The 13881-nt window shown below is 68.9% G+C and carries 1 protein-coding gene; it reads right to left on the bottom strand.

Annotated elements, in window-relative coordinates:
• Nucleotides 1-135 precede the first annotated feature (135 nt).
• Nucleotides 136-13776: a filamentous haemagglutinin family protein gene (locus CSQ95_RS23365; protein WP_099411251.1), complete on the bottom strand. Its 13641-nt coding sequence runs from the start codon at nt 13774-13776 to the stop codon at nt 136-138.
• Nucleotides 13777-13881 lie beyond the last annotated feature (105 nt).

Here is a 13881-nt window from a genome sequence, read left to right as displayed (position 1 = left end):
TTCACCTTAAAATCAAACGGTTGCCCTGTATTGCGGCGCTGGGCCGGCGTTTTTTTGTTGCTGATGTTCATCTACTGATGCCTAGACAGCCGCCGCGCGCGACGACTGCCGAATGTCATCAAATGTTCATAAAACTCACGGTTGCAGTCCGCGCCGCTCGTTCGGCGTGAGCGCCTGCAGCTGCGGCGCCGTCAACGGTCCCGCGCCCAGCACCTGCACCACGCCGGCCGGCTGGTAGCTGGACGCGTGCGGCTCGCCGCCCTGCTGCTTGCCGGTGCCGCCCTCATCCGCCTGCTCGTTGCCAAAACCCAACACTTTCACGGTGAACAACGATGGCTGCGCCTGGCGCGTGGCGGCCCGTTCGCGCTGCAGCACGTCCTGCGCCGCCGTCACGGCCTGTGTCGCGGCCGCGCTGGCATTGCTCAGTGCTCCCACGTTCACCGATGCGACGGTTGGCACGCCCGTGGACTTGCCCTGCACCTGGATGTTTTCCGCATTCACCACCTGCAGGGCGGCCAGATTGACGTTGCCCGAGACGCGGATGCCCGCCTCGCCCGCATCGATGCTGCCCAGCGGGGCGATCAGGTCGATGTCGCCGGGCGGCACCTCCGGGATCGGATTCAGCGTGGCGATGCCGGCGCCCGTCGTCGGCGTGCTCGGCGACAGGCTGACGAGGCCGATGCTGTCGTACGCGCGGCGCTGCGGCGTGTAGACGACGGTGGACTTGGTGCCGCGGCCCGCGTTGATGTCGCCCGTGGCCGACCAGGCCAGGATGTTGCCGCCGAAGGTAGTAAAGATGCGGCTCTGGCCCAGCAGGATGCTGTCTTTCGCATACATCTGGATGTCGCCCTGTCCCTGCGTCAGCACGCCCGAGCCTTCGCCCGGCGCATAGCCGCCGTCGACGCCGATCAGCGCGCGGCCGCCCGGCACCGTGATGCCGATGTCGCCGCCGAAATCCGTGTGGATGCCGGCATCATTGACGGTCACGTAAGGCACGTTGTAGTCGGGACGGCCCGCCTCGGCCCATTCCTGCGGGCTCAGGTAGCGCACGCCCGCGACGGGACGCTTGGTGAACACGCCGCCGTATCCGCTGACGGTGTACAGCGCGCTGCTGAACATCGTCAGATCGCCCTTGTACTCGATCTTCTTGCCCGCCTTGTCCTGCGCCGGGAAGAGGGTAGCGATGGCTTCGCGGCCGCGCAGATAGCTGCCGCGGCGCGCGCCGTCCGCATCGTTGTACTCGCGTCCGGCCGCCTTCAGCTCGGCAAAGTAGACATTGCTCAGGTACACCTGCTGCTGTTCCTTCGGCAAGGCGGCAAAGAAGCTGCGCGCATCGGTGGCCGGGTCGTAGCGGATGCCCAGGCCGCTGTCGCCGCCAAAACGCGTCGTCAGCCAGTTCACCAGGTGCAGCTGGCTGACCTGCGCGTATTCGCGCGCCAAGTCGCGCCGCACGCCGCCCGTTTGCTGGCCGGCTTTCTCCAGCTCGGCCTGCTTCGTGCCGAGGAAGGCGGCAGCGCCCGCCTCGTCGCCGCTGTAGGCGAACTGGCCGCGCAGCCAGTCGGCCAGGGTCAGCTTGCCGCCGTAGACGTACACGGCGCTGCCGGCCTGGTCGGCCAGCGGCTTGCTTGGATCGGCCAGCTTGGCCGGGTCCAGGTAGCGCGCCGCGAAGGCCGCATAGTCGGGACCGTTGCGGCCCACGCCGGCGGCCACGCTGATACCGGCGCCATCGCCGCGCTTGTCCTGGCCGACATTGACGATGGAGCCGAGGCTGCGCAATTCCGCCTTGTCGGCCATGTACAGGTCGCGCCCGGCGCTCACATTGAGCTGGCCCGGCCCCGCCACATAGAAGGTGCTGTAGCGGATATCGCGCCCGGCGCTGACGACGGAAACGTCATCGGCATGACGGTGCACGAACAGATTGCCGCGCGCCGACGAGCTGCCGAAGACGACCGGCTTTTCCGGCAGCTCGGGACTGTTGGCAAAGGGCTGGCCGGTCCATCCCGCCGCGCCGTCCGGCACGCTCTCGACCGTTCCCAGCGGCGTGCCGGAGTTGACGATGTCGCGTCCTGCGCGCACGGCCACGGCGCCGCCGCCCTCGTACCACAGGCCCAGGGCGCCGCTGACGCCCTTCAGGTTGCCCCGGTACACGATACCGCCCGTGCGCAGGCCGACGATGTCGCCGTTGTTGGCATAGAAGTGCGCAGGCAACTGGCCTGCCGGCACATAGTCGGAGACCGTCGGCGGGGTCATGCTGAACAGCGGATACACTTGCTGATTGGCATCGCTGGCGCCATTCGACGTCGTACCAAACCATTTCAATGCCCCCGGCGCCAGCGCATCGGCGCTGACGTTATGCAGCGGCAGCAGGCCGAACCAGACCTTGTCCAGTGCGCCGACGAAGCCCGGATTGAACGGATTCGGCAGCATGCGCGGGTCGGCGCCCGATGGCGTGATCGGATAACCGGCCGCATGGATGGAGTCGGCGGCCAGCATTTCCAGCTGGCCCGTGCCCGTCCTGACAAATTGCGGCGCCACCGGCGACGGCGCCAGGATCACGCCGTTTTGCGGCATGTCCACCTTGCCGCCATCACCACCCAGCCTGCCCAGGCTGGCATTGCCGTAGTACAAGCTGCCGCTGGCGGCCACGGCGCGCAGCACGGACGGCATGACGAAGCGCCCGTCCGTCGGCGCGTGGTTGTCGCCGGGCGTCGCATTGATCCAGGACGAGGTGGGCGTCAGGTTGCCGCCCGCGCTGAACAGGTCGATGGCCGTGGCCGGCGTCCACAGCGAGAACCAGCTCCAGCCTTCGCCGGTGCGCTCCACGCCCTGGTAGCTGAACGGCGAGCCATAGCCCAGTTGCTTCACGCGGCCCGCATCGGCCACGCCGCCCAGCACCACGTCGCCGCGCGCATCGATGCGCACGCCGCTGTCGCCCGGCACCAGAATCGGCCCGCCGCTGGCGATCGCCGTGCCCGCCGTGTAGGTTTCGTACGGACGCGATTCCGTCGGATCGGCGCGGTCGAAGCGCAATTCGATGCCGCCCACGGCGCCCGCCTCCAGGCGCAGCGCGCCGCGCAGGTTAGTGAGCGTGCTGTTCAGGCCAGGGATCTGGCGTTCGAAACGCGTATTCGGATTCGGCCGGTCGCTATTGCTGTCGAAACTGCGCACCTCGGCCACTGGGTTCAGCCCGCCGCCGATGCGGATATCGAGGTCGCCGCCGCCCGTCAGCAGCAGCTTGCCGTCCGGCGTCACCCTGCCCGTGCTGCCCACGGCCACGTTCAGGCCCTGGCTGCGCGGCGCGAACTCGCCGCCCGGATCGGCGCGCGAGGCCAGCATGCCGGCGTCGCCGCCCGCCTGCAGCAGCAGATTGCCGCCGCCCAGGGTGCCGATGCCCGTAAAGCCCGACAGCCCCGGCAAGCCCGAGAACAGGTCGACGCCTTCGGGACGCGCGACATAGGTGCCGAAATTGATCCACCATGCCGTCGGCACGCCGCCCCCCGTGCTGCCGCTGCCCTGGCGCCACAGCCAGGTGCCGATGTCGCTGGTGTCCTGCTGCGCGCGCAGCCAGCCGATGGCATCCTCGCGGCGTTGCGTGGAGCTGCCCAGCGTATCGCCCTTGACGTCGCCCTGGGCGCGCAGCAGCAGGTTACCGCCATGCTCGGGATACCAGGCGCGGTACAGGCTCTGGCTGCCGCCATCGACAAACGGCGTAAAGTCCGTGCCCAGCGCACCGAGCAGGTGGCCCTTGGCGTTCAGGCCGCGCGGCAGGTTGAACAGATCCTTGCCATTGACCAGCGGCGAGGCCGACTGCGTGCCCGCCGTGTAGACGCCATACAGCGAACGCATGTCGAAGTCGCCCGCGGCGAGCAAATCGAGGTCGCCCGTGCCCGTGCGCAGCACGCTGAACAGGGGCTGGCGCGCCGGCTCCACGCTGGTCACCTTCTCAGGCGGCGTGCCGTCGGCCACCTTGACCACCAGATAGCCATAGTTTTCCAGCATGTTTGCCTCGTCGCCAAACCAGCTGATGTCAACCTCGCCTTCGGGATATCCTTCGAGGAGAGCCGCTTCGCTGAAGATATATTTGGCCGGCGAACCCGTGCCCGGCACGATGGAAGTCACCGCGTCCAGGCCGTAATGCGTATCGGCCAGCATCAGATGGGCGTCCTGCGCATGCGGTTTCAACGCGCGCGTGTCGGCCGCCGCCGTATCGGCGCCGCCCACCAGGCGCAGCGACCACGCTTGCGAACCCTGGGCCAGCATGGGCGCCAGCGCCAGGTTGCGGCCCTGGCTTCCGCTGCCATCCGCGCTGCGCAGCGACACCATGGTGACGTCGCCCGGCAGCCTGACCACGGTGCCGGCGGGCAGCACGCTGCCCTTGTCCAGCGCCAGCGCCGAGGCCAGCACCACGCCATTGACGGCATTCGTGCCATCGGCCACGTCCCACGGCCGGCCTTCCGGGAAAGGCAGGGCCACGTTCGCCGGCCACACCATGGCCGCCACCTGGGCCGCGCCAGGCAGGCGCAGGCCGGCATCGAGCTGCATGCCGCTCGATAAGGTCAGCGCCTTCGGCAAGACGGTGCCGGCCGCGTACAGCACGCTGCCGTCGGCATTGCGCACGGCGCCGCCCAGCACGCTGCCTGCAGGCAAGTTCAGCTCCGCCGTCAAGGTGGCGCGCGCCGCCAGCAAGGTACCGCTGCGCAACTCCATGGCTTTCATCGGCACGGCGAAATTGACGCTCGTGCCCGATTTGAAATAGGTGTTTTCGGCCAGGGTCACCAGGCCCGCTTGTGGCACGACGACCTCGCCGCCCCACGGCAGCCGGCCTTTCACCAGTTGCCAGCCCTTGTCATCGATCGTGACGGGCAGGACGCTGGTATCGAAACCATCGGTGATGCTGCCAAAGACGCTGAGCTTGCCGCCGGCGCGCAGCACCAGCGCACCGGCCTCGCCCGAGCCGTACACGCCGCTCAGGCGCGCCAGCGGATTGACGCCGTCATAGCGGTGGCCGGACAGGTCGATGTCGCCATCGATATGCAGGTCGCCGCCCGGCGTGGCGCTGACGATCTCGACGCCGGGGCGCAAATGGAAAGCGTTGGCATCGCCGCGCAAGCCGCGCAGCTTGTTGTTCATCAAGTTGCCGTTCGCCAGCGCATTGGCCATGAAGGCCTGGCTGTCCCCGTGCTTCTCGTTCAGGTAAGCCTGGTTGATGCTCTGGTAGCTGCGGCCGTCCGCATCCTTGCCCGTGCCCGCTGGCGCATCCTTGTATTGCCAGAAGGCATTGACGTTGATCGTGCGCGCGCCGGCGATGTTCAGCGCGCCAGCCGCGTCGATGTCGATGTCGCCGCCCGTGGCGCCGCCCAGGCGGCGCGCGTTCAGGTCGATGCTGCCGTAGTTGCCGCCCTTGTCTCCGCTGCGCAGGTCGAAACGCGCGCCGTTTTCCAGGGTCAGGCGGCCGCCAGGCGACGCCAGTTCGATCACGGCGCGGTTCGGCGCCTCGATCACCTGGCCGTAGCTGTCCGTGCGCAGCACCGTGCCGTGCGCATCGAGCACGGCGCCGGATTGGATGGTGACGCCATCGCGGCCGGCCAGGCGGATGCTGCCCACCTGTTCGCCGCTGGCGTCGATGCGGCCATTCACCGTCAGGCTGCCGCCATCGACGGAGACGCTCACTTCGCGCGCCTTGAGCTCGTCGCCGATGGCCAGATTGCCCTGTTTGAGCTGGAAGCTGCGGCTGCCGAATACCTTGCCCGTGTTCAGGCGCTGGTTCAGGCCGACGAAGTCGCCGACATGCTGGGCGCGCAGTTCCAGGCCGCCCGCCGCGTAGGCCACCTGAGTGCCGCCCGCGTCATAGCTGCCGCTGGCGCCGCCCAGCAGGCTGCCGCGCAAGTCGGCCGTGCCGGCCGCCTCGCCCGCAGCGATCACGCTGAGCTTGCCGGCGCGGTTGTTCACGGCCGACACGTCGATCACGGAAGCGGCCGCCTGACGCACGTCGCCCTCGCGGCTGTCGAGGATCACGTCGCCGCCCCAGCTGTACTTGCTGGTGTCGTAGAAATCGATCTTGCGGCCCGCCAGGTCCAGCTTGGCCTTGTCACCCAGCAATACATCGCGCTCGGCCGACAGGGTCAATTTTCCGCTCGGCAAGATCACCGCCGTATCCACGCTGACGCTGTTACCGCTGAGGGCCACTTCGGCGCCCAGGGCACCGGCCAGCGCCGCATTCGTCGGCGTGGCGGCGGCGGCACCGGCCGGTGCGCTCACCTTGACGGCGCCGCCCGCCGTGATGCGGTTGACGGAGCCGGCCGCGCCCGTCAACAGCGGCGTGTTGATCAGCAAATCGCCGCCGCTGTAGCGGTAGCCATTGGTGGCCGTATCCCACGCGCTCTGCGACTGGTAGACGGACAGGCTGCCCTTGTTGTTGGCCGTCAGCTGTTCGCTGGCATTGAGCGCCACCTGGCCAAAGCCCAGCACCAGACGGTCCAGCTTGTGGATAGTGTCGGGACGGCTGTCCGGCGTGAAGCCGAACTCGATGCGCCTGGCGTCGACCTGCAGGCGGCCGCTGCCCGTGCCGGGGCCATTGGCGACGACGGCGCCAGGCGCATTCGTCGCGCCCTGCCACACGAGGGTGTCCGTATAGATGCGCGCCAGCGCGTCCGTGCCGCCATAGCCGTAGATGGCCGGCGTGTTGAGCACCAGGCGCGACAGCGACGACTTGCCCGTGGCCGCATCGATGGTCGACAGCTGCGACGAATCATAGAAGTTGAAGGAATTGCGCGCCGTCAAACCCAGGTTTTCCAGCGCCGGTGCGCCCGTGCTGGTGTCGCCGCGCAGCAGGCGGTCGAGCACGCCCTGGTTCAGCGCCAGGCCGTCCGGCAGGGCGCCGCGCGCGCTGGCGTCGGCCAGCGACGCCTCGCTGCCGACATTGATGGCCCCCATCGCCAGCACCAGGTTGCGCGTGCCGTAGCGCACGTTGTCGCGCAGGGTAAATGCGCGCTCCGTCACGGCGGCGATGGTGCCCTCGGAATACAGCGAGGTGCTGCCGCCGCAGGCGCCGCCCGCCTTCGCACACGCGCCGATATCGATGATGCCGGGGCCATACGATTCGGACGACGGCGGCGCGGCCGGCAGCATGTCCAGCCAGCCGTTCGAGACGGCCAGCACGCTGCCCATCGGCTCGTACACATAGCCGTCGCGCGAATCCCAGGCGGCCTTGCCGCGGCCCAGCGTATTGATGCCGGAGCCTTGCTCCAGGATGATGCCGTCGTCTTTTCTCGCCGTCACCAGAAACACTTCGGCCGCCTTCAGCACGGCGCCGTCGCGCAGCACGATGCCGCCCGCCGATTCCTTGATGGCGGCAATATTGGCGCGCTGGTTGCTGCCCGTGCCAAAGTCGCTGTAGGTCACGCGCGGCAAGCCGCCGATGCCCACGCGCTGGGCGCCGAAGGCATTGATCTGCGATGCATGCACGGAGACACCATTGAAATCGGCCAGCGGCGCCGTGCCGTCGGCCAGCACCTCGTAGCGCGTCGACGCATGGTTGCCCGTGCCCAGCAGCAGGGAGCCGCCGAAGCCGCCCTCGGCCGGCGCATACAGGGCGCTGCCATCCATCATCAACGGCGTATGGTTGTCCTTGACGCTGTGCACGGACGGGGCGATCAGCTGCACGCGCACGCCCTTGGCATCGCGCTCCAGCGCGGCGCGCGGCACGCCGTCGCGCGTGGCCTGCGCCACGGCGAAGGCGGCATAGCCCGTCTCGTTGTATTGGGAATAGGTGCGCAGCACGTCGGCCGGCGTGAGGATGGCCTGGCGCGCCACCACGTCGCGGATCGCCGTGCCGGCCACGCCCGTCTGCGCCGCCGTCGCATACGAGCCATTGCGCATGGCCACCGTGCCGCCCGCCTCGACGGCGCCGGCCAGGCCATTCAATTCCACGCGGAACGCACCAGGCAGCAGGGCGAAATTCGACGGCAGCAGGGTGTAGGTGCCGGCTGCCAGGCCGGGCACGCCCGCGCCGATAGTGATCTGACGTCCCACGGCGGGCTTGCCCGCGCCTTGCTCGGCCGTCAAAGGCGCCACGTCCGGCTGCACGCCGGGAAGGATGGCGTACACGGGGTTGGTGTTCAGGCCGGGCAAGGTGAAACCGCCGTTCGGCTTCATCTGTACCAGCGGATTGAGGCGCGCATCGGTGGAACCGCCGCGTCCGGCCAGGAAGGCCGCGCCCGTCAAGGTGCCGCCGCCCGACATGTCGAGCACGGCGCCTTGTTGCACGTCGATGGCGGCGCCCGTCAAGGCGATCTCCGGGCCGTTGCCCACGCCCTTGAACACGACATCGTTGCCGTCATACAGGTAGCTCAAGCCATCGAGCGTGCCGCCGTAGGGCATCGTCAAGCCTTTCGCGCTGACCGAGGTCAGGCTGCCAGGCAACAGGTTGACGCGGCCCGTATTGGCTTCAAAGCCTTCGGCGCCCAGGTTGATCTGGCCCAGCGGCGCGCGCAGCACGCCATGCTGGTTGATGGTGGGCGCAACCAGGCTCAGGGTGCCGAACACGGAGAACGGCTGGTTCGGCGTGGCGCCGCCGCCGCTGCGTCCGATATTGAGCGTGCGCAGCGGATCGAGCGTGACGCGGATATTGCCATACTCGTCGATGCCGCTCTGCTGCCCCACCGTGACCATGCCGCTGTCGCCCGTGGCCGGGTAGATCTGCGCGGCCACCAGGGTGGCATTGCCGGGCTGGTACAGGGCGGCGCTGTTCGACAGGCGCATGTCGCCGCGGCTGCTCAGGGTAAGCTGCTCGAAGGCGTCGCGTTCGACCACCAGGTCGGCGCCGCTGCTCTGCGCGATGGTGCCGCGCGTGCCCATGTTGACCTCGCCCGCGATATCGAGCATGCCCGCATCGATCTGCAGCAGGGAATCCTCGGCCACCAGCGGCACGCCCAGCATGCCGCGTCCCTTGCCCAGGTTCTTCGAGCCTTTCACGGCATTGGGCACGATGTAGTCGTCCTTCTGCGCACGCACGGCCGTCCCCAGGCGCACGTACGGCGCCGCCAGGCGCACCTGGCTGGCGAGGCTGCCCGCCTTGTCCTCGCCATCGGGCAAAGGCTGCTGCGCCAGCCCCAGCGAACTGGCGCTCAGGCGCAGGCTCTGGCCCAGCGACAGATTGACGTCGCCGTCAAAGCTGAGCATGCCGTTCACGTGCAGGGCCAGGTTGTCGAAACCGCCCGCCTGCACGCGGTCGGCGCCCAGGCGCGCGCTGCCGTAGCGCAGCGCCGCATCCTGCTGGCCGGCGCGCAAGTCGTCGGGCAAGGCGCTCTCGCCCTGCACCTGCGCCAGCTGCATTTCGCGCGGCACGCGCACCGCGTTGTCCACGTTGTCGCCTTGCAAGTTGTAGCGGTTGACCTTGCCATAATTGGGCGTGTCCAGCGCCAGCGCCAGGGTGCCGCCGGCCGCCCCGGCGCCGCCGGCCGCCGCGCGCAGGGTGCCGTCGGCGAAGATGCCGTTATACGAACTGAGCGAGATCAAACCGCCGTTGCCGGCCACGTTGACGGTGCCCTGCTGCGGCAAGTCCAGCGTGGCGTGCGCGCCGCTGGCGTCGAGTAGCGCGCCCGGACGCACGACGACAAAGGCATCGGCCGCGTCGACGCTGGCCGCATCGGCCTTGTAGCGGGCGCCGATTTCGATGCTGCCGCCCTGGTCGGCACGGCCATAGCGCCCGCCGCGCATGTCGGTGGCGACCGTGGCGCGGCCGGCCACGTCGAGCACGGCCTTGTCGCCGAGCCAGATCGAGGTGGCTTGTCCCTTGCCGTTCGGCACATCCACCTCATTGCCCGTGCCAAACGTGCCCGGCAGGACGGCGATCTTGCCGCCCCAGGCGTCGAGGCGGCCGTCGATGGTGATCTGGTCATTGCCCGTCAGGCTGATCTGGCGGCCCGGATCGACCTTGATGGCGGCGCCTTCCTGCACCGCCAGGGCGCCCTTCACGTAGGAGCTGCCGGCCGTCAGCGACAGGTCGGCGCCGGTACGCTGCGTCAAGCGGGCCTTGCGCGCATCCTCCTGGTACAGCGGCGGCGTCCACAGTTCCAGCGCGGCGCCCGGGTCGGTGCCGCCTGCCACCGTGTGGCCGGTGGCGGGATTAAAGCGCAGCACGGGCATGGTGACGTCGATGTGCGCGTCCTTGACCACCACCACGCCATCGCGGCCCGTGACGGCATAGTCGGCAAAGCCGCTCTGGAACAGGCTGGCGTCCAGCGCCAGCAGCGGCTTGACGGTCACGTCGCGCCCCAGCACCGTGCCGGCCGGCAGCAGCATGCCGCGCGGCGCGCGCAGGTCGTCGGCGGCGATGCTGCCGGCCGCATACTGCGTCGTCACCGGCGGGATCGGCAAGCCGTTCGGAAAGACCGCCGCCGAGACCACGAAACCGGCAGGCAGGTTGTTGACGGCTGTCAGCACGCTGCCGGCGCGAACGATGGAACCCTGGTAAACAGACGTGCCGCCGGCGGTGACGACATAGGCGCCTGGCGGCACCAGCAGGTCGGCTCCCAGCACCAGCGGTTTCTGCGCCGACACGTCCGCCGTCACGGGTTTGCTCAAAACCTGGCCCGGCTTGATCAGGCTGGTGCTGAGCGCAAAATCGAAGGGGATCTTCTCGCCCTGGGCGATCAGGAATTCATCGGCCAGGCGCAGGCCTGGCGCAGCGCCGGTCCCCGCCGCCAGCACGTCGTCGCCCTGCAGCTTGCCGCCGATGCTGACGGCCGCGCCGCTGTCGATCACCAGGCGCCCGCCGCCCTTCACGCCATGGCCGCGCAACTCGCCGTCGAGCTTGAGCATGGCGCCCGTCGGCGCTTTCTCGGTCGGCAGGTCGACGGCCAGGGTGATGTCGCCGCCCCGCCCGCCCTGCAGGCTGCCATTGCCCATCAGGGCGGCGCCGGACGAGACGTCGATGACGCTGCCGCCCGTCAGGTCGATGCCGCCGGAGCTCTTCAGGGTAACCTTGCCGCCATTCACATACGGCAAACCGGCGACGGCGCCCGGATCGAGTTCCAGGTTGCTCCACAGGCCGCGCGCATCGAGGCGCACGCCGGGCGCCACGCGCACGCCGGCCGTTCCCGTGGGACGGTTGTCCGGCACCAGCTTGCCTTCAGCCCATACGTCGCCCGCCCCCGCCAGGTAGCGCGAAACGATGTTGCCGGCGGCGATGCTGCCGCCGCGCGCGCTGACATTCGCCTTGATGGCCACGTCGGTGGCGTGCAGGGCGACATCGCCGCCATCGGCCACGCGCACGTCGGCATTGACGTCGAGCTTGTCGTAGGCGTAGATATTCAGGGCACCCAATTCCAGCCCGTTGAGCCAGTCCGCATCGAGTTGCAAGGTCTTGCTGCGCGCGGCCGGCAAGGCTTCGCTCAGCAGCTGGCCATCGGCGATGCCCGCCACCTTGCCGATCTCGACCTTTTCCAGCACGGCTTGCGGGCTGTCGCGCAGCTGGCCCGCCTTCGGATCGAAGACGGGCGTCATTTTGCCGATGATTAATTGACCGGCACGCGCCGCCGCCGTCTGCGCCTGCTTGTAGCTGTCCATGCCGTCATCGCGCTTGCGCTGCTGGCGCTCGCCCTGGAAGACGGAGGTGTCGATATCGCCTTCGAGCACGGCGGCGCCCGTGGACACGATCAGGCGGCCCGCGTCGCGGCCCACCGTATAGCCGTTTTCCAGACGTTCGCGCGGGCCGATCAGGGCATTCGCGTACGTCTCCGTCGTGTTCGCGCCCCAGCGCGCATGCGTGCTTTCATAGCCGCGGTACAGGCCCGTGTACAGGTTGTCGCCGGGCGCCGTGCTCAGCTTGTACATCGCGCCATCGGCGCCCTTCAGCCACGTCTGCTTGACCATGCCCGTCTGCACGTCGAGCGAGCCGCCGGCGATGTTGATGCGCGAACCGGCCTGCGTCACCACTTCGCCGCCGCCAAAGCCGACGGTGCCGCCTTGGGCCGCCCATTCGCCGATGCCGTGGCCGCTGGTGTTCAGGTAGCCGCTCACTTCCAGCAAGCCGCCGGCCGTGTACCAGCGGTCCGTGGCGTAGCCATTCGTGCCGGCCGGCACCAGCACCAGGTCGCGGCGGTCAACCCACACGTCGCTGTTGTTCAGGTATTTCGCGTCGCGGCTGCCCGGTGCGTCACGCTGTTCGTTGCCTTGCACGTTGATCAGCACATTGTTGCTGCTCATGTCGACCTTCACGCCGACGGCGCCCGAGACGTCGATGGCGGCGTCGCGCGCCACGTGGCTGCGGCGGGCCGCGTCGACCAGCACCTGGCCGCCTGTGGCCAGGGTCAGCGAGTCGCCTTCGAACTCGACATTGCCAGCGGAGACGATGCGCACCAGCGACTGGTCGCGCCGGTCCTGCGGCGTGTCCGTGCCCTTGCCCGTGTCCTTCAGCAAGGTATCGCGCTGCACGTCGAGCGCCGTGGCGCCGTTGTCGTCGATGACAATGGCGCTGACGCTGCCGCGCGCCAGGGTGATGCCGGCATTCTCGCCCGCCGCCGCCAGGTGGATGCTGCCGCGTCCGTTGACGCTGGTGCTCGACAGCAGCACGCCATCCTGGCGCAGCGTGTTGCCGCTCAGCGTGATGTCGCCGCCGGCCGCCTGGATCAGCCCGTTGTTGACGACGCTGCCCGCCTTGCTGTCCGCCACGCGCAGCATCTCGACTTCATTGCCGCGCGTGCTCGAGTACTGGTTCTTGTCCGTGCCCTGGCCCGGGCGCACGATGATGGCGTCGCCGGCGGCCAGGGTGGTCTGGCCATTCGGCGTGGTGATGGCACCCGCGTTGTCGACGCTGCGGCCGGCCAGCAGCACGTAGCCGCCGCCTTCCGTCACCGTCTGCGGCTTGCGCGTGTCGATGCGCGCGCCGGCGGCGACGACGACGTCCGCCTCGGCCTTGCCATGCGTGGAGGTATTCTGGCCCAGCAGCAAGTCATTCGCGAAGGTCGGCACGGCGCCCGTGCCCTGCGCCTTGCCGTACAGGCCGCTCTTGAACTGGCTGTCGCTCATGCCCATGGCGGCCGCCGCCAGGTTGCGCGTATCGACCTGGCTGCTGCCCGTAAACACGATGCCGTTGCGGTTGACGATCATCACCGTGCCGTCGGCCTTGATCTGGCCCTGGATCTGGCTGGGGCGCGCCAGCGGATCATTGACGCGGTTTAATACGGACCAGTTCGATTTCTGGTCGAATTGCAAGCTGGTGTTCTTGCCGACGTTAAAACTTTCCCAGTTCAGTATCGCCTTGTCGTCCGTCTGCACGACCTTCACGACGGTCTTGCCGTCGGCCTGGGTCTGCACGGGGCCCTGGGCATTGAGCCAGCCGGCCGTCAGGCTGTTCGTGTCGACCTGCAAGCCGCCCTTGACCAGGCCATCGGGCGCGCCGCCCGCCGCCAGCGCCGCCTGGCGCGCGGCCGCCTGCACCGCCTGCTCGGCGGCGATGCCGCGCGCGGCCAGCAACAGGTTATTCAGCGATTGCTGCAGCTTGCCTTCGGCCTTTTGCTGCTGCAGCAGGGAATTGTTCAGCGAGGTAGCCGGCTGGCCATTCGGCAAGCGCCCCGTGGTGGCGGCCGTGCCCTGCTGCGCGCCCTTGCCCGCGAACCAGGCGCCGCTGAACGGCTGCTGCGCCTGCGCGCCGCCCGCCTGCAGCAGCATGGCGATGGCCAGCGCCAGCGGTTTCAGACGCACCGGGAGACCGGGCCGGTTGCCCGCCATGGCGGAGGAGGATGCGTGTTTCGTGACCGACTTGCTTCGCTGCATGGCGACATTCCCTTTTCATGTTCCGTTGCTGACCGATATCGCGAGGCGGCGCGCACCACGCACGGGGCGGGCGGCAGGCACTGATTCGCGGCTTCCAGCAGCATT

It is taken from the genome of Janthinobacterium sp. BJB304 (assembly GCF_002735765.1).
Taxonomy (GTDB): Bacteria; Pseudomonadota; Gammaproteobacteria; order Burkholderiales; family Burkholderiaceae_D; genus Janthinobacterium.
This window is presented reverse-complemented; position numbering and strand designations above follow the sequence as displayed.

Excerpts from the sequence above, each read along its gene's own strand:
- CSQ95_RS23365 (WP_099411251.1), bottom strand. The coding sequence starts at position 13,776 with ATGCAGCGAAGCAAGTCGGTCACGAAACACGCATCCTCCTCCGCCATG.